We start from the raw sequence: 21,858 nt of genomic DNA, 5'->3' as shown, positions 1-21,858 counted from the left end.
GGTGTTCCTTCCTATATCTACGCATTTCACCGCTACACAGGAAATTCCACCACCCTCTACCATACTCTAGCTCGCCAGTTTTGGATGCAGTTCCCAGGTTGAGCCCGGGGATTTCACATCCAACTTAACGAACCACCTACGCGCGCTTTACGCCCAGTAATTCCGATTAACGCTTGCACCCTCTGTATTACCGCGGCTGCTGGCACAGAGTTAGCCGGTGCTTATTCTGTCGGTAACGTCAAAATACTCACGTATTAGGTAAGTACCCTTCCTCCCAACTTAAAGTGCTTTACAATCCGAAGACCTTCTTCACACACGCGGCATGGCTGGATCAGGCTTTCGCCCATTGTCCAATATTCCCCACTGCTGCCTCCCGTAGGAGTCTGGACCGTGTCTCAGTTCCAGTGTGACTGATCATCCTCTCAGACCAGTTACGGATCGTCGCCTTGGTGAGCCATTACCTCACCAACTAGCTAATCCGACCTAGGCTCATCTGATAGCGCAAGGCCCGAAGGTCCCCTGCTTTCTCCCGTAGGACGTATGCGGTATTAGCGTCCGTTTCCGAACGTTATCCCCCACTACCAGGCAGATTCCTAGGCATTACTCACCCGTCCGCCGCTCTCAAGAGAAGCAAGCTTCTCTCTACCGCTCGACTTGCATGTGTTAGGCCTGCCGCCAGCGTTCAATCTGAGCCATGATCAAACTCTTCAGTTCAAACATCTTTGGGTTTTGAGAAAACCCTAAACTTGGCTCAGCAATCGTTGGTTACATCTTTGATTTCTCGCGGAGTAACTTGTGATGCTGATAATCTTTCTGACTATCAGTCTGACTCCACAAGCACCCACACGAATTGCTTGATTCAGTTGTTAAAGAGCGGTTGGTTAAGTCTTTCGTCTCAACCGAGGCGCGCATTCTACAGCAGCCTCATTTGCTGTCAAGTGATTATTTTCAGAAGTTTTTGAAGATTTCCTCAACAACTTCAACCACTTGCGCTTCCGATCTCTCGTCAGCGGGAGGCGAATTCTACAGCGTTACACACTGTTGTCAACACCTCTTTTTCTCCGCTTTCGACCGAGACGATCGAATCGTTAACAAGGCGAAAACTGACTGCCTTATCAACTCCTTCGGGCTTCGATGAACTGAAGCGCAACCGTTGTCGAAAACTGCGTAACTCGTTGAATCTCAAGGAGTTTTCCGTTTCGACTGCGCCGGAAGTGGGGCGAATTATAGACCTCTGGAATCTGCCGTCAACACTTATTTTCACAAAACTGTCATATCAGTCAAAAACGCCCCTGAAAGCAAAGGCCGCCCCAAGGGGCGGCCTTTGCTTGCCCCTACTGATTACAAGCTAGGGAAGGCGAACTGCGACGCTTCATGGCTGGCACGCTGCGGCCAGCGCTGGGTGATCGCCTTGCGGCGGGTGTAGAAACGCACGCCGTCCGGACCGTAGGCATGCAGGTCGCCAAACAGCGAGCGCTTCCAACCGCCGAAACTGTGGTACGCCACTGGCACCGGCAACGGTACGTTGACGCCCACCATGCCGACTTCGATCTCGTCACAGAACAGACGCGCCGCTTCACCGTCACGGGTAAAGATGCAAGTACCGTTGCCGTACTCGTGATCGTTGATCAGTTGCATGGCTTCTTCCAGGCTGTTCACTCGTACGACGCACAGCACCGGTCCGAAGATCTCTTCTTTATAGATACGCATTTCAGGGGTGACGTTATCGAACAGGCAACCGCCGAGGAAGAAGCCGTCTTCATGACCCGGCACACTAAGACCACGACCGTCGACCACCAGGGTCGCACCCGCTGCTACGCCGTCTTCGACATAACCACTGACCTTATCCCGAGCCTGCCCCGTCACCAGTGGCCCCATGTCCAGACCGCAGGAGGTGCCGGCACCGATTTTCAGCGCCTTGATCTGCGGCACCAGCTTGGCCACCAGGGCATCCGCTACCTGGTCGCCGACGCACACGGCAACCGAGATCGCCATGCAACGTTCGCCGCAAGAACCGTAAGCCGCGCCCATCAGAGCGCTGACGGCGTTGTCCAGGTCCGCATCCGGCATTAGTACCGCGTGGTTCTTCGCCCCGCCCAGCGCTTGTACGCGCTTGCCGCGCTTGGTGCCCTCGGCGTAGATGTACTCGGCAATCGGCGTAGAGCCGACAAAACTCAGCGCCTTGACTTCCGGCGCTTCGATCAACGCATCCACCGCCGTCTTGTCGCCGTGCACCACACTCAGCACACCTTTTGGCAGACCGGCCTCCAGCAGCAGCTGGGCAATCAACAGGGTCGAGCTTGGATCGCGTTCGGACGGCTTGAGGATAAAGCAGTTGCCGCAGACGATCGCCAGCGGGTACATCCACAGCGGTACCATCGCCGGGAAGTTGAACGGGGTGATGCCGGCGACCACGCCCAACGGCTGGAAGTCGGACCAGGCATCGATGTTCGGGCCGACATTGCGGCTGTACTCGCCCTTGAGGATCTCCGGCGCGGCACAAGCGAACTCGACGTTCTCGATACCGCGCTTGAGTTCGCCGGCAGCGTCTTCCAGGGTCTTGCCGTGCTCTTCGCTGATCAACTGGGCGATGCGCGATTCGTTCTGCTCCAGCAACTGCTTGAAGCGGAACATCACCTGGGCGCGTTTGGCCGGGGGCGTGTTACGCCAGGCAGGGAACGCAGCCTTGGCAGCATCGATGGCGCTCTGGATGGTTTCGCGGCTGGCCAGCGGCAGCTTGTGGATCGCCTGACCAGTGGACGGATTGAACACATCGACCGCGCGACCGTTCTCGGCCACCAGTTCACCATTGATCAAATGCGGGATAACGCTCATCGGGGAACTCCTGAAGTTGTCCACAGACGCCCGCCTGGGAGCGCCTGCTATATAGAGAGGGCTTTGGATATGAACCAAGCCACGATGGCGCCAATGAGTACGCCATCGCGAGCAAGCTCGGCTCCTACAGTTGTTGCAATCAGTCGATCTTGGTCAGCACTTCGCCAACGGCATCGAACAGGCGATCCAGATCCTGCGGCTTGCTGTTGAAAGTCGGGCCGAACTGCAGGGTGTCGCCACCGAAGCGTACGTAGAAACCGGCTTTCCACAGGGCCATGCCCGCCTCGAACGGACGCACGATGGCGTCGCCGTCCCGCGGGGCAATCTGAATCGCGCCGGCCAGGCCGTAGTTGCGGATGTCGATGACGTTCTTCGTCCCCTTGATGCCGTGCAATGCCTTCTCGAAATGCGGGGCCACATCAGCGACGCTCTGCACCAGGTTTTCCTTCTGCAAGAGATCCAGTGCCGCCAGGCCGGCGGCGCAAGCCACCGGGTGCGCCGAGTAGGTATAGCCGTGGGGAAATTCCACCGCGTACTCAGGCGTCGGCTGGTTCATGAAGGTCTGGTAGATCTCGGAACTGGCAATCACCGCCCCCATCGGGATGGCACCGTTGGTGACTTGCTTGGCGATGCACATCAGGTCCGGGGTCACGCCAAAGCTGTCGGCGCCGAACATTTTGCCGGTACGGCCAAAACCGGTGATCACTTCGTCGAACACCAGCAGGATGCTGTGCTGATCGCAGATTTCCCGCAGGCGCTTGAGGTAACCCTGCGGCGGAACCAGGACACCCGCGGAGCCGGCCAGAGGCTCGACGAACACCGCGGCGATGTTAGAGGCGTCGTGCAGCTCGATCAGTTTGAGCAGCTCATCGGCCAGCGCGATACCGCCCTGCTCCGGAATACCGCGGGAGAACGCGTTGCTGGCCAGGAGGGTGTGCGGCAGGTGGTCGACATCCATCATCGCCTGGCCGAACAGCTTACGGTTGCCGTTGACTCCGCCGAGGCTGGTGCCGGCAATGTTCACGCCGTGATAACCACGGGCACGCCCGATCATCTTGGTCTTGGCCGGCTGGCCCTTCAGGCGCCAGTAGGCACGCACCATTTTCACCGCGGTATCGGCGCACTCGGAACCGGAGTCGGTGAAGAACACATGGTTCAGGTTGCCGGGGGTCAACGCGGTGATTTTCTCCGCCAGCTGGAACGACAGCGGATGGCCGTACTGGAAGCCCGGCGAGTAATCCAGGGTGCTCAGTTGCTTGGCTACCGCTTCCTGGATTTCCTTGCGGGTGTGGCCAGCGCCACAGGTCCACAGGCCGGACAGCGAGTCATAGACCTTGCGCCCCTTGTCGTCGACCAGCCAGCTGCCTTCGGCGGCGACGATCAGGCGCGGATCGCGCTGGAAATTGCGATTGGCGGTGTAGGGCATCCAGTGAGCGTCGAGCTTGAGCTGGCTGGCCAGGGAAGCTGGAGCGTTTTCAGGCATGTTCATGGGGCAAAACCTCGCAGGGCAATAAGCGGCGCAGGGATCGGAAAAGCGTAGTTGCAGCTAAGTTGCCACGGCTATAAAGTCGATGAAATTCAACTTTTATAACCTTCAGTCAGGCTTCTACTAAACTATGAGCAGCCGTCGCGCCGACCCGCTGGCCCAAGTCAGCGACTTTGATATCCGCCTGCTACGGATCTTTCGCAGCGTGGTCGAGTGCGGTGGCTTTTCCGCCGCGGAAACGGTGCTCGGCATCGGCCGCTCGGCCATCAGCCAACAGATGAGCGACCTCGAGCAGCGCCTCGGCCTGCGCCTGTGCCAACGCGGACGCGCCGGGTTCTCGCTGACCGAGGAAGGTCGCGAGGTGTACCAGTCGGCCTTGCAACTCTTGAGCGCGCTGGAAAGTTTCCGCACCGAGGTCAACGGCCTGCACCGGCATTTGCGGGGCGAACTGACTATCGGCCTGACCGACAACTTGGTCACCCTGCCCCACATGCGTATCACCCACGCCCTGGCGCAGTTGAAGGAGCGCGGGCCGGACGTACAGATCCAGATCCGCATGATCGCGCCCAACGAGGTCGAACAGGGCGTGCTCGACAGACGCCTGCATGTCGGCGTGGTGCCACAGGCCAGCGCCTTGTCCGGGCTGGAATACCAGCCTTTGTACAGCGAGCGTTCGCTGCTTTACTGCGCCGTCGGCCACCCGCTGTTTTATGTCGACGACACGCAACTGGACGACCAGCGCCTCAACGAACAGGACGCCATCGCCCCGACCTTCCGCCTGCCCGCCGAGATCCAGGCCCATTACCAGGCACTCAACTGCACCGCCAGCGCCTCGGACCGCGAAGGCATGGCCTTCCTGATTCTCACCGGACGCTACATCGGTTATCTGCCGGACCATTACGCCAGCCTGTGGGTCCAGCAGGGCCGACTGCGCGCCCTCAAATCCGACTCGCGCTTCTATGACCTGAGCCTGGCGTCGGTCACGCGCAAGGGCCGTCGTCCCCATCTGGTGCTGGAAAGCTTCCTCGAAAGCCTGGCCGCCACCCGCTGAATGGCAGTGCTTTGCGGGTTTTCTGCCCATAAGACTTGTCTGACGCCTGTGGGTGCGCTATCAACGCACTGGTTGCACCCACAGAACAGCTCGGAAACGCCTATGACCGTTGAAGTTCCAGCCCACGCCAGCCTTCAAACCGCCAAGCCTGCCAGCCGTATTCGCCAGAAAAACCAAGAGGCGATCATCAAGGCCGCCGAAGACGAGTTCGCCCGTCACGGCTTCAAAGGCACCAGCATGAACACCATCGCGCAGAATGCCGGCCTGCCCAAAGCCAACCTGCATTACTACTTCACCAACAAGCTTGGGCTGTATGTCGCGGTGTTGAGCAATATCCTCGAGCAGTGGGACAGCACCTTCAACACCCTGACCGCCGACGACGACCCGGCCGAGGCGCTGACCCGCTACATCCGCGCCAAGATGGAGTTCTCTCGGCGCCAGCCGCAGGCCTCGCGGATCTTCGCGATGGAGATCATCAGCGGCGGCGAATGCCTCAGCGAGTATTTCAGCCAGGACTACCGTGCCTGGTTCCAGGGCCGCGCGGCGGTCTTCCAGGCCTGGGTCGACGCCGGCAAGATGGACCCGGTGGACCCGGTACACCTGATCTTCCTGCTATGGGGCAGCACCCAGCATTACGCCGATTTCGCCACCCAGATCTGTCGCGTCACCGGCCGCACCAAGCTGACCAAGCAAGACATGGAAGACGCCAGCAACAACCTGATCCGCATCATCCTCAAGGGCTGCGGCCTCAAGCTCGCCTGATCAAGAACACAGCGTATGCCCTTTACCCTCGCCGGCCTTTGCGAATACCGCGAAGAGATTCGCAAAAGCCGCTTTATCGCTCTCGCCGCGCCCATCACCAGCGCGGCCGAGGCCCAAGCCTTTATCGAGCAGCACAGCGACCTGGACGCCTCCCACAATTGCTGGGCATGGAAGCTTGCCGATCAATACCGCAGCAGCGACGACGGCGAGCCCGGTGGCACCGCCGGCCGGCCGATCCTCGCCGCCATCGACGCCCAGGATTGCGACCAGGTAGCGGTGTTGGTGATCCGCTGGTACGGCGGCATCCAGCTAGGCACCGGCGGCCTGGCTCGCGCCTACGGTGGCAGCGCCAACAAGTGCCTGCAAGGCGCCGAACGCATCGAATTGGTGAGCCGGGTCGCCCTGCGTTGCGCCTGCAGCTTCAGCGAACTGGCGCTGGTCAAATTGCGGGTCGCCGAACTCGGCGGGCTGCTGGTCGAGGAACACTTCACCGCCAACGGCGTAGAGCTGCAACTGGCTTTGGGTGAAAGCCAGATCGGTGCCTTGCAGAGCCAACTGGCCGACTTGAGCCGCGGACGCATCTTTTTGCAGCGCTGACAGCATCGCCCACGCAGGCTGTGCACAACCGCGCTGTGGATAGCCGACTTGCCCACACCCGCTGTGTACCCGGCTGTGAATAACCTGAGTACATTCGCCTGTAACCCTTTTGCAACGTGGCTTTGCGGCGGTTGTTCATTTTTCGCCCAATCATTGCCTGTAAATTTGTTTTTTATTTAAAAACAGCTAGTTAGCCTCGTTTATCGCTTTTAGAAGAAAGCCCTGCAGCGCTTATGCCCGGGTCGGCGGCTTGCACACAAATACTGTGGAGCAAGCTGTGGATAACCCGTGCAAGGCTGCGTCCGCCGCCGATGCCGCAAGGCTTGCGGGCGCTTGATCATTTTTCGATCAAGCTTATGTGCAGAGGCGGCGAGCAGGAGATTCAGCGGTAGCCGTACCCGCCTTATCGCCCACCGGCCACAACTGCGCCACCGCCCAGGCCAGCTCGAAAAACACAATCACGCCGATCAAGGCTGTGGCGCCATGGGCCAGGGCGTAGATCTGCCAAGTGGAAAACAGCAGCCGACCGGCTGCGTCGTAACGTCCGAAAACCAGCTGCGGATCGCGGATGCGCAACACCGACCAGACGCAGACGATCGAGCCCATCAGGTTGACCATCAGCATGTGCATGGGCTCGAACGACGGCAGTTCGCCGGGCAGCTTGAACGCCTGACTCCACTGCTGCATCAGCCCGTGCAGGGCGAGAAAACTCCAGGGAGTGACAAAGGCGGCGGTGACGATCAGGTCGTACCAGGCGCTGGCTCGCACCAGTTGACGGTATTGCGCTGTGCTCCACATAAAAGACCGCTCCGGATATTCAGGGAGCGTACAGGCTAAAGCCTGGAGTATGCTCCAGGGTCAAGCCCTTGCGAGACCCCAGCATGCGTATCGGTGAACTTGCCCGGGCCTGCGCCGTCAGCCGCGATACCCTGCGTTTCTACGAGCAACGCGGCTTGATTGCGGCGCAACGCAGCGCCAACGGCTATCGTGACTACCCCAGCGACATGGTGCAGTTGGTGCTCTATATCAAGACCGCGCAACGCCTGGGGTTCAGCCTCGGTGAAATCGGCAGCAGCGTTGCCGCTCTGTGGCAGGCGAGCGACCCGGACAGCGCGGTGACGCAACTGCTGCAAGACAAACTGAACCTGATCGAGGCCCGCATCAGCGAACTGACCGGGTTGCGCCAGGAGCTGCAACAGCGACTCGGCCAGCGCTGCCCATTAAATCCGTGATTTTCATCTATCAAGGAATCTTTGCATGTCTACGCCAAAAACCGCACTGATCATCGGCGCCTCCCGAGGCCTGGGCCTGGGCCTGGTGCAACGCTTGCTGGACGATGGCTGGCAAGTCACCGCCACCGTGCGCAACCCGCAGAAAGCCGAGGCGCTCAAGGCCCTGGGCCCGGTCCGCATCGAACAGCTGGACATGGACGATCAGCAGGCGGTGATCGCCCTGAACCAGAAGCTCAAGGGCGAAGTGTTCGACCTGCTATTCGTCAACGCCGGGGTCAAGGGGCCGGACGACCAGACACCCGGCAAGGCGACCCTGGCGCAAGTCGGCCAGTTGTTTTTCACCAACGCCGTGGCGCCGATCAACCTGGCCCAGCGTTTTATCGGGCAGATCCGCCCGGACAGCGGCGTGCTGGCGTTCATGAGTTCGGTGCTGGGCAGCGTGACCATGCCGGACGCTCCGGAACTGGCGCTGTACAAGGCCAGCAAGGCAGCACTGAACTCCATGACCAACAGCTTCGTGACCCAGCTGGAACAGAAGCTGACCGTGCTGTCGCTGCACCCGGGCTGGGTGAAGACCGACATGGGCGGCGAAGGCGCGGACATCGATGTCGAGACCAGCACCCGTGGCCTGATCGCCCAAGTGAAGGCTTATGCCGGCAAAGGCGGGCATCATTTTGTGAACTACAAGGGCGAAACCATTCCCTGGTAAGCGGCGCCTGATCTGGCGCTATCGCGAGCAAGCGCGCTCCTGCAGGGGCATCGGTTCATTGCAGGAGCGAGTTTGCTCGCGATAGACCGCGCAGCGGTCTCCCCGTAAACTGCACCCCGCGTCGATCCTGGCGCCCCTGGATCAGCAGACAGGGCAACACTGAGCTGGCTAACCTGAACCTACTTTCAGAGGAGCCGGCCACCATGCCTGCGACCCGTACCTGGTTAAAAAATCCCCTCGCCATTTTCACCGGCAATGCCCTCGACGCCCGCGGCGGCCTGGTGCTGCAAGACGGTCTGATCGTCGAAGTGCTCGGTGCCGGCCAGCAACCCGCCCAGCCCTGTGGACAGGTCTTCGACGCCCGCGAGCACGTACTGCTGCCGGGGCTGATCAACACCCATCACCACTTTTATCAGACCCTGACCCGCGCCTGGGCGCCGGTGGTCAACCAGCCGCTGTTTCCCTGGCTGAAAACCCTGTACCCGGTCTGGGCCCGGCTAACCCCGGAGAAACTCGCCCTGGCCAGTAAAGTGGCACTGGCCGAACTGCTGCTATCCGGCTGCACCACCGCCGCCGACCACCACTACCTGTTCCCCGACGGCCTGGAAAACGCCATCGACGTGCAGGTGGCCAGCGTGCGCGAACTGGGTATGCGCGCCATGCTCACCCGCGGCTCCATGAGCCTGGGCGAAGCGGACGGCGGGTTGCCGCCGCAGCAAACAGTGCAACAGGGCGAAGTAATTCTCGCCGACAGCCAGCGCTTGATCGCCGAATACCATGAGCGCGGCGACGGCGCACAGATCCAGATTGCCCTGGCGCCTTGCTCGCCGTTCTCGGTGACCCCGCAGATCATGGCGGACAGCGCCGAGCTGGCGGAAAAACTCGACGTGCGCCTGCACACCCACCTGGCGGAGACCCTCGACGAAGAAGACTTCTGCCTGCAACGCTTCGGCCTGCGCACCGTGGATTACCTGGACAGCGTCGGCTGGCTCGGCCCACGGACCTGGCTGGCCCACGGCATCCATTTCAATCCGGATGAAATCGCTCGGCTCGGCGCGGCCGGCACCGGTATCTGTCACTGCCCGAGCTCCAACATGCGCCTGGCCTCGGGTATCTGCCCGACCCTGGAACTGACCGCCGCCGGCGCGCCTCTGGGCCTGGGCGTGGACGGCTCGGCCTCCAACGATGCCTCCAACATGATCCTCGAGACCCGCCAGGCCCTGTACCTGCAGCGCCTGCGCTACGGCGCCGAGAAGATCACCCCGGAACGCGTGCTGGGCTGGGCCACCCAAGGCTCGGCGCAGTTGCTGGGGCGCAGCGATATCGGTGAACTGGCGGTCGGCAAACAGGCCGACCTGGCGCTGTTCAAACTCGACGAACTGCGTTTCTCCGGCAGCCACGATCCGTTGTCGGCGTTGCTGCTGTGCGGCGCGGATCGCGCGGACCGAGTGATGGTCGCGGGCAAATGGCGGGTGATCGACGGACAGGTCGAGGGGTTGGACCTCAAAGGCTTGATCGCCGATCACAGCCAGGCGGCGAGGCAGTTGATCGCGGGCGCCTGACCCATGGCTATCGCGAGCAGGCTCGCTCCTACAGAGGTCGATGAACACCTGTAGGAGCGAGCCTGCTCGCGATACGCTTCAGAGCCCCAACAGCGACAACATGATGAAGGTGGCAAACAGCACGAAGTGGGTCATGCCTTCGATGGCATTGGTCTCGCCGTCGTTGAGGTTGATCGCGCTGACGATCAGGGTGATGAAGACCATCACCGTCTGCACCGGCGTCATGGCCATCTGGAACGGCTGCCCGGTGTAGAGCGCCATGGCTTCCATCACCGGCACCGTCAGGATCACCGTCGACAGCGACGCGCCCAGCGCAATATTGACCACCGACTGCATGCGATTGGCCAACGCCGCACGCAAGGCAGTGAGGATCTCCGGCGCCGCGGAAATCGCTGCCACCAGGATCGCCGTGATCACCGGCGGTGCCCCCGTCCCTTCCAACCCCAGGTCCAGGGTCTTGGACATCACTTCCGCCAGCGCACCGATCAGCACCACGCCGAACACCAGGGTGGCGATGGAGAATGCCAGGCTGACAGGCGCCGGCTCGTCTGCCGTCGGTTCTTTCTTGCGGCGCTTTTCCGGGTAGCTATAACTGAAAAAGTAACTATGGGCCCCGACCTGCATGCGCAGGAACAAGGTGTACAACAGCACCATCGCGCCAATGGTGAAGGCCGAATACAGCTTCCATTTCGACTCCGGAATGAACTCCGGCACCACCATCGACACGCCCATCGCGGTGAGGATCATCACGCTGTAGGAACGGGCCGAATCGTCGTTGTAGGCCTGCTCGCCATGCTTGATCCCTCCCATCAGCGCGGCCAGGCCGAGGATGCCGTTGATATCGAGCATCACCGCCGAGTAGATGGTGTCACGTACCAGGGTCGGCGACGCCTCGTTGCTCATCATGATCGCCAGGATCACCACCTCCACCAGGACCGCGGCCAGGGTCAGGATCATGGTGCCGTAGGGATCGCCGACCTTCTCCGCCAGCAGTTCGGCATGGTGGGCGACGCGCATCGAGGCGGCGACGATAAAGCCGATCAGCACCAACCCGGCAATCAGGGCCACGCCTTGTCCGCTGTTGAGCAGCGCATGTTCCAACGGGTAGGCCACCAGCGCCGCGAGCAGCGCCAATAACAGAAAGCCTTCTTGCTTGAGTGAAGTGAACATCGCAGTCCTTTGAACCAATGAATCGAGCAGAAACAGATGAGCTAAAGACTGCCTGGAGTCACTAACGTTTCGTTACACCTTAGTGCACCCAAGGGTCGCCGATCGTTGCGGACAGAAAACCTCGCGCCGCGTCGGCTGGTCAGGTTTTGCCGAATATTTGCGCGCCAACCGCTAGAATGCCGCCACTGATCCTGATGAGAACGAACCATGTACGACTGGCTGAATGCCTTGCCCAAGGCCGAGCTGCACCTGCACCTCGAAGGTTCCCTGGAGCCCGAACTGCTGTTCGCCCTGGCCGAACGCAACAAGATCGCCCTGCCGTGGAGCGATGTGGAAACCCTGCGCAAGGCCTACGCCTTCAACAACCTGCAAGAGTTCCTCGACCTGTACTACCAGGGCGCGGACGTACTGCGCACGTCCCAGGACTTCTACGACCTGACCTGGGCCTACCTGCTGCGTTGCAAAGAGCAGAACGTCATCCACACCGAGCCGTTCTTCGATCCGCAGACCCACACCGATCGTGGCATTCCCTTCGAAGTGGTGCTCAACGGCATCGCTAGCGCGCTCAAAGACGGCGAACAGCAACTGGGCATCAGCAGCGGCCTGATCCTCAGTTTCCTGCGCCACTTGAGCGAAGACGAAGCGCAGAAAACCCTCGACCAGGCGCTGCCGTTCCGCGAAGCCTTTGTCGCGGTCGGCCTGGACAGTTCGGAAATGGGTCACCCGCCGAGCAAGTTCCAGCGCGTGTTCGACCGGGCCCGCAGCGAAGGTTTCCTCACCGTCGCCCACGCCGGCGAAGAAGGCCCGCCTGAGTACATCTGGGAAGCCCTGGACCTGCTGAAGATCCAGCGTATCGACCATGGCGTACGCGCCTTCGAGGACGAACGGCTGATGCAGCGCATCATCGACAAGCAGATCCCGCTGACCGTGTGCCCGCTGTCGAACACCAAGCTCTGCGTGTTCGACCACATGTCGCAGCACAACATCCTGGAAATGCTCGAGCGCGGGGTGAAGGTCACAGTGAACTCCGACGATCCGGCCTACTTCGGCGGCTACGTCACCGAGAACTTCCACGCCCTGCACACCCACCTGGGCATGACCCAGGACCAGGCCAGACGCCTGGCGCAGAACAGCCTGGACGCGCGGTTGGTCAAGCCGTAAAAGCATCGCGAGCAAGCTCGCTCCTACAGGTCATGCGAACGACACGATCATTGTAGGAGCGAGCTTGCTCGCGATAGACCTTTAGCCGCGGCGACAGTCAGGCCTCGGCCTCGCTCAACTCCTCCAGCGTCTTGCCCCGGGTCTCCATCCCGAACAGCCAGACCACGCCCGCGGCGACCGCGAAACACAGCGCGCCCAAGGCGAACACCCCGCCCTGCCCGGTCATCGGGAACACCAAGCCAGTCACCAGCGGCCCGAGCAACGAACCGATGCGCCCCACCGCCGAAGCAAACCCGGAGCCGGTGGCCCGTGCCGAGGTCGGGTACAACTCGGGTGTATAGGTGTAGAGCACCGCCCACATGCCGAAGAGGAAAAACTGCATCAGCAGGCCGGTGCCGATCAACAGCCCGACGTTGCCGCCGAACACCGCGCTCTGCCCGTAGAAAAACGCCATGATCCCGCCGCCCAGTAAGGTGATCACGCACACCGGCTTGCGGCCCCAGCGCTCCACCAGCCAGGCGGCCATGAGGAAACCGGGGATCCCGCCCAGGGAAATCAGCACCGTGTAATACACCGACTGGGTCACGGCAAAACCCGACTGCTGCAACAAGGCGCTGAGCCAGGAGGTCAGGCCATAAAAGCCCAGCAAGGCAAAGAACCATACGCTCCAGATCATCATCGTGCGCTGGCGGTAGAGCGGCGACCAGATCTGGCGCAAGGCCGAGAAGAAATGCCCCGGCGCGCTCTCCACTCGCGGCAAGCGCACCGGCTCCGGCAGATCCGTGCGTTGCAAGGAGGCGCGAACCTTGTCCTCGATCCGCCGCAGTACCTGGTCGGCCTCGGCATACCGCCCCGCCTGTTCCAGCCAGCGTGGCGACTCGGGAATGAAGAAACGGATCGCCAAGACGAACACCGCCGGGATCGCCAGGACCAGGAAGATGTCGCGCCAGCCGATCAGCGGCAGCAGGAAGTACGAGAGTACGCCCGCGGCAACGAAACCCAGGGGCCAGAAACCGTCCATCAAGGCGATGTAGCGCCCGCGCCGCTTGGCCGGGATCATCTCCGAGAGCATCGACTGGGCAATGGGAAACTCCATGCCCATGCCGATCCCCAGCAGGACCCGGAACAGGGTCAGGCTGTCCACCGTCTGCGCCGTGGAGCACAGGTAGCTGGCGATGCCCCAGAGCACGATGCTCCACTGGAACACCGGCTTGCGCCCGAAGCGGTCGGCGAGCATGCCCGACAGCGATGCGCCGAGCACCATGCCGAAGAAGCTCGAGCTGGCCAACAAGCCGGCCTGGGCCGTGCTCAGGCCGAATTCGGCTTTGATCGAGCCGAGCAGGAAAGTCATCATCGCCAGGTCCATGGAGTCGAAGAAAAACGCCAGGGCGATGATGATGAAAATGACCCGGTGATAACCGCTGATGGGCAGGCGTTCCAGCCGCTCTGCCGCACTGTATCCCTGAGTTGCCATGCCCCGTCCCCTCGATTGAATGGTCTGCAATCGAGTGTGCAAGATCGACGCCGCCGCTCAGTGCTGGATACGACCTGCCCGCACCCGGCAGCGACGCCGGGGCTGGCGTCAGCGATCCGTGGGGAGCTGGCGCGGGAAGCGCGCGAGGATTTCGGCGCAACGCGCCTGGAGCATGTCCCGCAGCAACTTCACCGGTTTGCTCAACTGCGCCCGATGGGCGCACAACAGGTTCAGCGGTGCCCGCTCGCAGAGCAGTTCGGGCATCAGCACCTTGAGCCGTCCGGCCAGCACATCGGCGGATACGTCGAGCCAGGACTTGTAGGCGATGCCCCGCCCAGCCACGGCCCACAGGCGCACCACGTCGGCATCGTCGCTGAAGCGGTCGCCACTGACCGTCAGGCCGACCTCGCGCTTGCCGTCATGAAAACTCCAGTGGTCGTGGACCCGGCTGCCGAGCATGTAGAGCAGGCAATTGTGCTGCGCCAGTTGCTCCAGCTGACGCGGCTCGCCGTGGCGGGCCAGGTAGTCGGGCGCGGCCACCAGCACCCGGCGGTTCTGCGCGGCGACCGGCAAGGCCACCAGGCTGGAGTCTTCCGGTTCGCCGTAACGCAGGGCGATGTCCACCGGCTGGCGAAACAGATCGGCGATGCGGTCGCCCAGCAACAGGCGCACGGTCAGCCTGGGGTGCTCCTGCTGGAACTGATCGAGCCAGGGCAGCAACAGATTGCGCCCCAGGTCCGAAGGCGCGGACAACTGCAAAACGCCACTGACCTGATCCTGTCCGCTGGCCAGCAAGCGCCGGCCTTCCTCCAGGTTGCCCAAGGCGGCCCGGGCGTATTCGAGAAAGCCCTCGCCCTCGGCGGTCAGGCGCAGGCTGCGGGTCGAGCGCGCCAGCAAGCGCGCGCCCAACTGCTGCTCGATACGCTTGAGCGCGGCACTCGCCACCGCCGCCGACAGGTCCATGACCCGCGCCGCGGCGGACAGGCTACCCAGGTCGGCGGCGCGCACGAACAACTGCAGGTCATCGAATCGCAGCATGGGTTTCACCGGCCATTATCAAAAAAATATTGAAAGAGACTGCTCTTTTAGCCGGTTTTATCTGCACTGGAAATAGCCAATGATCGCCTCATCGTCCTGCCAGCCCTGAAGGAACTCTCCATGTCGCAAGCCTTTACCGCCATCGCCACCCTTGTCGCCAAGCCCGGCCAGCAGGCCGTGCTCCAGCGCGAACTCACTGCCCTGGTGCAACCGAGCCGCGAAGAAACCGGTTGCCAGTACTACAACCTGCACCAGGACGCCGAGGTTCAAGGCACCTTCTATGTGCTGGAGCGCTGGGACGACGAAGCGGCCCTGGCGTTTCACAACGCGACGCCGCATTTCCAGAATTTTCTCAGCCGGACCCAGGACGCGATCGAACACTTCGAGCTCAAGCGCCTGCTGCTGATCGACTGACCTCTCCCTACGCTCATCAGGAATACCCACTATGAAAGCCATTGCCTACTACGCCTCCTTGCCGATCGACGATCCCAAGTCCCTGCAAGACATCGAACTGCCCGAGCCGGTCGCCGGCCCCCGCGACCTGCTGGTCGAGGTCAAGGCCATCTCGGTCAACCCGGTGGACACCAAGGTCCGCCAGAACGTCCAGCCTGAAGGCGGCGCTGCCAAGGTGCTGGGCTGGGACGTGGCCGGGGTGGTCAAGGCCGTGGGCAGCGACGTCAGTCTGTTCAAGGTTGGCGACAAGGTGTTCTACGCCGGCTCGATTGCCCGCGCCGGCGCCAACAGCGAACGGCATGTGGTGGACGAGCGCATCGTCGGCCATATGCCCAAGAGCCTGGGTTTCGCCGAAGCCGCCGCCCTGCCGCTGACCGCGATCACCGCCTGGGAACTGCTGTTCGAGCGCCTGCAAATCAGCGAAGGCCGGGCCGATGCAGGGCAGAGCCTGTTGATCGTCGGCGCGGCCGGCGGCGTGGGTTCGATCCTCACCCAACTGGCCAGCCAGCTCACCGGCCTCAAGGTCATCGGCACCGCCTCGCGCGCCGAAACCCGCAGCTGGGCCCGTGAGCTGGGCGCCAGCCTGGTGATCGACCACAGCCAGCCCCTGAGCCAGGAACTGAAGAACGCCGGCCAGGCCAGCGTCACCCATGTGGCCAGCCTGACCCAGACCGATGTGCACCTGGACGAGCTGGTCGAGGCGCTCGCGCCGCAAGGCAAGCTGGCGCTGATCGACGATCCCAAAACCCTCGACGTGACCAAGCTCAAGCGCAAGAGCCTGTCACTGCACTGGGAGTTCATGTACACCCGCTCGCTGTTCGAGACCCCAGACATGCAGGAGCAGCACAACCTGCTCAATCGCGTCGCCGGGCTGATCGACGCCGGCACCCTGAAGACCACGCTGGGCGAGCATTTCGGCACGATCAACGCGGCCAATCTGCGCCGCGCCCACGCGTTGCTGGAAAGCGGCAAGGCCAAAGGCAAGATCGTGCTCGAGGGCTTCTGAGGCACCGGTAGATGGCGTCCCGCCTGCGCCTCAGCGGGGCGGGATGCCGTCAGTCCGACAGTTGATCCTTGTCATACTTGTGACCGTATTCGGGTCTACACTGGGGGCCTTTGCACTGCAGTCTTTTACCCGAGGAGGTCAGCAATGAAGATCCTGATAAAAGAATTGGCAAAATCCAAAGGCCCTCTGTGGCAGGTTCAACTCGACCAGCACGCGGTGACCTTCCGCAGCGAGGCCGAAGCCCGAGCCTTCGCCAATACGCTGGAAGCACGTCTGCACGCCCCCCACCGATACCCCGAAATCCAGCAGCGCGCCGCTGGCTGATTACAGCCGAGCGGCTTGCAGCGCCCTGGCGTTCTGCAATTTCCGGGTGACCATCGCCAGCGTCACCACCAGGACCCCACACAGGCTGATGACCATGGCCATCGGCACGGCGCTGCCATCGTGCAACACACCCACCAGCGCCGCGGCGCCGGCCGCCACGCTGAACTGCAGGCAGCCGAGCATCGCCGAGGCACTGCCCGCCCGCGCGCCCTGACCGTTCATGGCGCACGCCGACGCATTGGGAATGATGCAGCCCAGGCTGGCGATACAAACGAACAGCGGCACCAGCAACGGCCAGAGCTGTTCCGGACGCAGCGAGCTCACGGCCAGCAGGGCCAGGCCGGCCAGCAGGTAGATCCATACCGTGCGGGTCAGCAGGAACGCCGGGCCGCGCTTGGCCAGCAACCGCGCGTTGATCTGCGCGACCAGGATGAAGCCCCCGGCATTGATCCCGAAGAACCAGCCGAAGTGTTCGGCCGGCACGCCGTAGAGCTTGATGAAGACGAAAGGTGAACCGGCGATGTAGGCAAACATCCCGGCGATGGCGATGCCCCCGGTCAGGGCATGGCCGAGAAACACCCGGTCAGCCAGCAATCGCGCGTACTGACGCAAGGCCCCGGAGAGCGGCTGGCGCGGCACATGGTCCGGCAGACTTTCCGGCAACCCCAGCGCTACCGCCAGGCCGGCCAAGGCACTGAACAAGGTCAGCATGATGAAGATCGACTGCCAGCCGTAGACGTTCACCAGCAGGCCGCCGAGCATCGGTGCCAGGATCGGCGCCAGGCCCATGACCAGCATCAGTTGGGAAAACACCTTGGCCGAACCCACCGCGTCGCACTTGTCGCTGACCACCGCCCGGGAAATCACCATGCCGGCGCACCCGCCCAGCGCCTGGACGAACCGTGCCGCGATCAGCCACTCCAGGTTCGGCGCATAGGCACATCCCAGCGACGCCACGGTGAACAGCCCGACCCCGGTCAGCAGCGGAATGCGCCGGCCGAAACGGTCGGCCACCGGGCCGTAGGCCAACTGACCGATGGACAGGCCGAGGAAGTAGGCCGCCAGGGTCAACTGGACGTGTTTTTCATCGGTGCCGAAGGCCAGCGCCATCGCCGGGAATGCCGGCAGATAGAAGTCGATGGCCAACGGGCCGAAAGCGCTCAAGGCGCCAAGAATCAGGATTGTGCGAAGGTTCATCAGGCATCCAGGTGCGGGTCGGTCGGCAGCCCGACAGTCTAGCCGCGCTTGGAGGCCTTGAACATTCTGATAGGTCGCTAACTATTAAAAAGGCTTGGCAACAGACGCTCAGGCCAGCTTGACCGCATAACCTTCTTCGCTGATCAGGCTGATCACCTCGTCGGCGGACAGGCGGCTTTCGACACCGACTTCCCGGGCGCCGAGATCGACCTTGACGCTGGCCGCCGGATCCTTGTTCTGCACCGCCTGGGTGATGGCCCGGACGCAGTGACCGCAGGACATACCTTCGACATTGAATACTTGCATGACGCTTCTCCTGTAGTGAGGGTTGGCGCCAGTCTCGACCTTTCCACCATGGCAAGGTCAAGTTCCGGATTCGTCTGCCGGGCTGGCAATCGGCAGCGCGCTCGGCCAAGCTTCACCTCCAACGACACGACACTAGGAGATTCAGCCATGCGCTGGTCGGTTATCAGCCTGTTCGGCCTCCTCGGCCTGATCGCGGCCTCCCCTTCGGTCAACGCCGCCGGCGAGGACTACGGCGTCCTGATCATTTCCCGGGAACGGCTGGAAGTCGCCACCTCCTGCGAAATCGGCCTGTATATCCAGGACCAACTGGCAGGCCGGCTGTTCCAGGAGCAAGCCACGTCCTTCAATCTGCCGCCGGGCAAAGTTTCGCTGCGCCTGAAACTGTTGCCGGGGCAGATGCCGGGCTGCAACCCGGGCATGCTCGCGCCGGGTTCCCAGGACATCACGCTCAAGGCCGGCGACGTACTGAAGTTCCGCATCGCCATGACCCCCTCCGGCATGTACCTCAAGCCCGCGTCCCTGGAATACTGAAGCGCGCTGTAGAAAAAGGCCGGGATCGCGCCTGCGATTGATTGCCAGCGACAGATTGAAGCAGCCTTATCCGTGGCGCTTGACCTTGCCAGCATGGCAAGGTTGATCCTGTAGACAACGTTTACAGGGAGCGTCAGTGATGTCTGAATCAACCACCTTCGACCTGCCGATTGCCGGCATGACCTGCGCCAGCTGTGCCGGACGCGTAGAGCGCGCATTGAGCAAAGTGGCGGGCGCCGCAGCCGTCAGCGTCAACCTCGCCACCGAACAGGCCCGCGTCCAGGCGCCCAGCGACAGCCTGCCGGCGCTGATGGCCGCGGTGCAGGATGCCGGCTATAGCGTGCCGGCCCACAGCGTCGAGCTGAATATCGGCGGCATGACCTGTGCCTCGTGTGCCGGCCGCGTAGAACGCGCGCTGGCCAAAGTGCCGGGGGTCAGCCGGGTCAGCGTCAACCTGGCCAACGAACGCGCGCACCTCGATCTGCTGGGCCAGGTCGATAGCGCCAGCCTGATCGCCGCGGTCAGCAAGGCCGGCTACTCCGCCAGCCTGTGGCAGGCCGATCGTCCCGAAACCAACGACCAGGAACAACGCCTGCGGCGCGAACGCTGGTCGCTGCTGGCGGCGATCCTGCTGGCCCTGCCGCTGGTCCTGCCGATGCTGGTACAGCCCTTTGGCCTGCACTGGATGCTGCCGGCCTGGGCGCAGTTCGCCCTGGCCACGCCAGTGCAATTCATCTTCGGTGCGCGCTTTTATGTGGCCGCCTGGAAGGCCGTGCGCGCCGGCGCCGGCAACATGGACCTGCTGGTGGCCCTGGGCACCAGCGCCGGTTATGGCTTGAGTCTCTACCAGTGGGCCATTGCCCCCGCCGGCAGCATGCCGCACCTGTATTTCGAGGCTTCGGCGGTGGTGATCGCCCTGGTGCTGCTGGGCAAATACCTGGAAAGCCGCGCCAAACGCCAGACCGCCAGCGCCATCCGCGCCCTGGAAGCCTTGCGCCCGGAACGGGCGATCCAGGTCATCGACGGCCGCGAGCAGGAAGTGGCGATCAGCGCCCTGCGCCTGAACGACCTGGTGCTGGTCAAGCCCGGCGAACGCTTCCCGGTGGACGGCGAGGTGGTCGAGGGCCAGAGCCATGCCGACGAAGCCCTGATCAGCGGTGAAAGCCTGCCGGTGCCGAAACAGCCCGGCGACCCGGTCACCGGCGGCGCCATCAACGGCGAAGGCCGGCTGCTGGTGAAAACCCTGGCCCTCGGCGCGGAAACCGTGCTGGCGCGGATTATCCGCCTGGTGGAGGACGCCCAGGCCGGCAAGGCGCCGATCCAGAAACTGGTGGACCGGGTCAGCCAGGTATTCGTCCCGGCGGTCCTGCTGCTGGCCCTGGCGACACTGGTCGGCTGGTGGCTGTATGGCGCCCCGCTGGAAACCGCGCTGATCAATGCGGTCGCGGTGCTGGTCATCGCCTGTCCCTGCGCCCTGGGGCTGGCCACGCCGACCGCGATCATGGCCGGCACCGGCGTCGCCGCCCGCCACGGCATCCTGATCAAGGACGCCGAAGCCCTGGAGCGCGCCCATGAAGTCAGCACCGTGGTCTTCGACAAGACCGGCACCCTGACGTCCGGCACGCCACGCATCGCTCACCTGCATGCTGTCGACGGCGACGAGGACCGCCTGCTGCAACTGGCCGGCGCCCTGCAACGCGGCAGCGAACACCCGCTGGCCAAGGCCGTGCTCGACCGCTGCGCCGAACGCCAACTGGCGGTGGCCGACGTCAGCGCCAGCCAGTCCCTGACCGGCCGCGGCATCGCCGGCACCCTCGACGGACGCCAGCTGGCCCTGGGCAACCGGCGCCTGCTGGAAGAAAGCGGCCTGCACGCCGGCGACCTGGCGGCCTCGGCCCAAGCCTGGGAAACCGAGGGCCGCACCCTGTCCTGGCTGATTGAACAACAACCGCAATCGCGAGTGCTCGGCCTGTTCGCTTTCGGCGACACCCTCAAGCCCGGCGCGCTGCAAGCGGTACAGCAACTGAGCGCGCGACACATCGGTAGCCATCTGCTGACCGGCGACAACCGCGGCAGCGCCAAAGTGGTCGCCGAGGCCCTGGGCATTACCGACGTGCACGCCGAAGTGCTACCCGCCGACAAGGCCGCCACCGTCGCCGAACTGAAAAAGACCGGCGTGGTGGCGATGGTCGGCGACGGTATCAACGACGCCCCGGCCCTGGCCGCCGCCGACATCGGCATCGCCATGGGCGGAGGCACCGACGTGGCGATGCATGCCGCGGGGATCACCCTGATGCGCGGCGACCCGCGACTGGTGCCGGCCGCCCTGGAGATCAGCCGCAAGACCTACGCGAAGATCCGCCAAAACCTGTTCTGGGCCTTCGTCTACAACCTCATCGGTATCCCGCTGGCGGCGTTCGGCCTGCTCAACCCGGTACTGGCCGGGGCGGCCATGGCCTTGTCCAGCGTCAGCGTGGTGAGCAATGCGCTACTGTTGAAAACTTGGAAACCCAAAGACCTGGAGGACGCGCGATGAACATCGGCCAAGCGGCCCGCAAGAGCGGCCTGAGCGCCAAGATGATCCGCTACTACGAGTCCATCGGCCTGCTCAGGCCGGCCCATCGCAGCGACAGCGGTTATCGCCTGTACGGCGACGACGACCTGCACAGCCTGGCCTTTATCAAGCGCTCGCGGGACCTGGGGTTTTCCCTGGAGGAAGTGGGCAAGCTGCTGACCCTGTGGCAGGACCGCCAGCGCGCCAGTGCCGACGTCAAGGCCCTGGCCCGCCAGCACATCGACGAGCTCAACCGCAAGATCGCCGAGTTGGCCGGGCTGCGCGACACCCTGCAAGACCTGGTGCAGCACTGCAACGGCGACCACCGCCCGGATTGCCCGATCCTCAAGGACCTGGCTTCGGGTGGCTGCTGCGAAAGACGCGCATGACCTGTAGCCGCTGCCGCAGGC

The 21,858-nt window shown here is 63.0% G+C and carries 21 protein-coding genes and 1 rRNA gene (1 of these 22 running past the window's edge); 13 read left to right on the top strand and 9 right to left on the bottom strand.

Going from position 1 to position 21,858, the window contains the following annotated elements:
* The 3 genes from BTN82_RS03230 to BTN82_RS03215 form a co-directional block, all read right to left on the bottom strand.
* Positions 1-714 (bottom strand): 16S ribosomal RNA (locus tag BTN82_RS03230); it reaches 823 nt to the left of the window's first position.
* A gap of 627 nt (positions 715-1,341) precedes the next feature.
* On the bottom strand, positions 1,342-2,835 hold the full coding sequence (locus tag BTN82_RS03220; RefSeq protein WP_075117743.1) for a CoA-acylating methylmalonate-semialdehyde dehydrogenase: 1,494 nt from the start codon (positions 2,833-2,835) through the stop codon (positions 1,342-1,344).
* A gap of 139 nt (positions 2,836-2,974) precedes the next feature.
* Positions 2,975-4,324 (bottom strand): aspartate aminotransferase family protein, encoded by a 1,350-nt coding sequence (locus tag BTN82_RS03215; RefSeq protein WP_075117742.1) that lies wholly within the window; start codon positions 4,322-4,324, stop codon positions 2,975-2,977.
* Between the two features lie 127 nt (positions 4,325-4,451).
* Here BTN82_RS03215 and BTN82_RS03210 point away from each other — a divergent pair, with 127 nt between their 5' ends.
* From BTN82_RS03210 to BTN82_RS03200, 3 genes are all read left to right on the top strand, one after another.
* Positions 4,452-5,372, top strand: a complete 921-nt coding sequence (locus tag BTN82_RS03210) for a LysR family transcriptional regulator (protein WP_075117741.1) — start codon at positions 4,452-4,454, stop codon at positions 5,370-5,372.
* Positions 5,373-5,474: 102 nt separating this feature from the next.
* Positions 5,475-6,134, top strand: a complete 660-nt coding sequence (locus BTN82_RS03205) for a TetR/AcrR family transcriptional regulator (protein ID WP_075117740.1) — start codon at positions 5,475-5,477, stop codon at positions 6,132-6,134.
* Positions 6,135-6,149: 15 nt separating this feature from the next.
* On the top strand, positions 6,150-6,731 hold the full coding sequence (locus BTN82_RS03200) for an IMPACT family protein (RefSeq protein WP_075117739.1): 582 nt from the start codon (positions 6,150-6,152) through the stop codon (positions 6,729-6,731).
* A gap of 354 nt (positions 6,732-7,085) precedes the next feature.
* Here the strand turns inward: BTN82_RS03200 and BTN82_RS03195 are convergent, their stop codons facing one another.
* Entirely contained in the window at positions 7,086-7,529 is a 444-nt protein-coding gene (locus BTN82_RS03195; RefSeq protein WP_075117738.1) for a hypothetical protein, read from the bottom strand.
* 83 nt (positions 7,530-7,612) lie between these two features.
* On the opposite strand from BTN82_RS03195, the gene BTN82_RS03190 reads away from it, so the two are divergent.
* From BTN82_RS03190 to BTN82_RS03180, 3 genes are all read left to right on the top strand, one after another.
* The gene (locus tag BTN82_RS03190) at positions 7,613-7,963 is read left to right on the top strand and encodes a MerR family transcriptional regulator (protein WP_075117737.1); all 351 of its coding nucleotides are present in this window, start codon (positions 7,613-7,615) and stop codon (positions 7,961-7,963) included.
* Positions 7,964-7,988: 25 nt separating this feature from the next.
* Positions 7,989-8,672, top strand: coding sequence for an SDR family oxidoreductase (locus tag BTN82_RS03185; protein ID WP_075117736.1), 684 nt, complete (start codon positions 7,989-7,991; stop codon positions 8,670-8,672).
* 203 nt (positions 8,673-8,875) lie between these two features.
* Positions 8,876-10,234, top strand: a complete 1,359-nt coding sequence (locus BTN82_RS03180; protein ID WP_075117735.1) for an 8-oxoguanine deaminase — start codon at positions 8,876-8,878, stop codon at positions 10,232-10,234.
* Positions 10,235-10,312: 78 nt separating this feature from the next.
* Here the strand turns inward: BTN82_RS03180 and BTN82_RS03175 are convergent, their stop codons facing one another.
* Positions 10,313-11,404 (bottom strand): calcium:proton antiporter, encoded by a 1,092-nt coding sequence (locus BTN82_RS03175; RefSeq protein ID WP_075117734.1) that lies wholly within the window; start codon positions 11,402-11,404, stop codon positions 10,313-10,315.
* 207 nt (positions 11,405-11,611) lie between these two features.
* Here BTN82_RS03175 and BTN82_RS03170 point away from each other — a divergent pair, with 207 nt between their 5' ends.
* Positions 11,612-12,565, top strand: a complete 954-nt coding sequence (locus BTN82_RS03170; protein ID WP_075117733.1) for an adenosine deaminase — start codon at positions 11,612-11,614, stop codon at positions 12,563-12,565.
* Positions 12,566-12,662: 97 nt separating this feature from the next.
* On the opposite strand, the gene BTN82_RS03165 is transcribed toward BTN82_RS03170, so the two are convergent.
* Complete coding sequence (locus tag BTN82_RS03165; RefSeq protein ID WP_075117732.1) at positions 12,663-14,039, bottom strand: MFS transporter; 1,377 nt, start codon at positions 14,037-14,039, stop codon at positions 12,663-12,665.
* A 108-nt stretch (positions 14,040-14,147) separates the two neighbouring features.
* On the bottom strand, positions 14,148-15,077 hold the full coding sequence (locus BTN82_RS03160; protein ID WP_075117731.1) for a LysR family transcriptional regulator: 930 nt from the start codon (positions 15,075-15,077) through the stop codon (positions 14,148-14,150).
* 120 nt (positions 15,078-15,197) lie between these two features.
* Here BTN82_RS03160 and BTN82_RS03155 point away from each other — a divergent pair, with 120 nt between their 5' ends.
* The 3 genes from BTN82_RS03155 to BTN82_RS03145 all read left to right on the top strand — a co-directional run bounded on the left by BTN82_RS03155 (position 15,198) and on the right by BTN82_RS03145 (position 16,860).
* On the top strand, positions 15,198-15,491 hold the full coding sequence (locus BTN82_RS03155) for a putative quinol monooxygenase (protein ID WP_075117730.1): 294 nt from the start codon (positions 15,198-15,200) through the stop codon (positions 15,489-15,491).
* A 31-nt stretch (positions 15,492-15,522) separates the two neighbouring features.
* Positions 15,523-16,536 carry a zinc-binding alcohol dehydrogenase family protein gene (locus BTN82_RS03150; RefSeq protein WP_075117729.1) on the top strand — a complete coding sequence of 338 codons (1,014 nt, stop codon included), beginning with the start codon at positions 15,523-15,525 and terminating at the stop codon, positions 16,534-16,536.
* 144 nt (positions 16,537-16,680) lie between these two features.
* Positions 16,681-16,860 carry a hypothetical protein gene (locus BTN82_RS03145; RefSeq protein ID WP_075117728.1) on the top strand — a complete coding sequence of 60 codons (180 nt, stop codon included), beginning with the start codon at positions 16,681-16,683 and terminating at the stop codon, positions 16,858-16,860.
* On the opposite strand, the gene BTN82_RS03140 is transcribed toward BTN82_RS03145, so the two are convergent.
* Together BTN82_RS03140 and BTN82_RS03135 are read right to left on the bottom strand one after the other, a co-directional pair.
* A complete protein-coding gene (locus BTN82_RS03140) occupies positions 16,861-18,057 on the bottom strand; it encodes a multidrug effflux MFS transporter (protein WP_075117727.1) in 1,197 nt (398 codons plus the stop codon).
* A 108-nt stretch (positions 18,058-18,165) separates the two neighbouring features.
* A complete protein-coding gene (locus BTN82_RS03135; protein WP_075117726.1) occupies positions 18,166-18,363 on the bottom strand; it encodes a heavy-metal-associated domain-containing protein in 198 nt (65 codons plus the stop codon).
* A 147-nt stretch (positions 18,364-18,510) separates the two neighbouring features.
* On the opposite strand from BTN82_RS03135, the gene BTN82_RS03130 reads away from it, so the two are divergent.
* The 3 genes from BTN82_RS03130 (at position 18,511) to cueR (ending at position 21,837) form a co-directional block, all read left to right on the top strand.
* The gene (locus tag BTN82_RS03130; RefSeq protein ID WP_075117725.1) at positions 18,511-18,894 is read left to right on the top strand and encodes a hypothetical protein; all 384 of its coding nucleotides are present in this window, start codon (positions 18,511-18,513) and stop codon (positions 18,892-18,894) included.
* A gap of 139 nt (positions 18,895-19,033) precedes the next feature.
* Positions 19,034-21,430 (top strand): heavy metal translocating P-type ATPase, encoded by a 2,397-nt coding sequence (locus BTN82_RS03125; protein ID WP_075117724.1) that lies wholly within the window; start codon positions 19,034-19,036, stop codon positions 21,428-21,430.
* A complete protein-coding gene (gene cueR / locus BTN82_RS03120; RefSeq protein WP_075117723.1) occupies positions 21,427-21,837 on the top strand; it encodes a Cu(I)-responsive transcriptional regulator in 411 nt (136 codons plus the stop codon). The genes BTN82_RS03125 and cueR overlap by 4 nt, the downstream gene beginning before the upstream one ends.
* The last annotated feature ends 21 nt before the right edge of the window (positions 21,838-21,858 follow it).

The sequence above is a fragment of the Pseudomonas chlororaphis genome, from assembly GCF_001921865.1.
In the GTDB taxonomy this organism is placed as follows: Bacteria; Pseudomonadota; Gammaproteobacteria; order Pseudomonadales; family Pseudomonadaceae; genus Aquipseudomonas; species Aquipseudomonas chlororaphis_D.
Note: the sequence above shows the minus strand (reverse complement) of the source record. Positions and strands in the feature narration are given on the sequence as shown.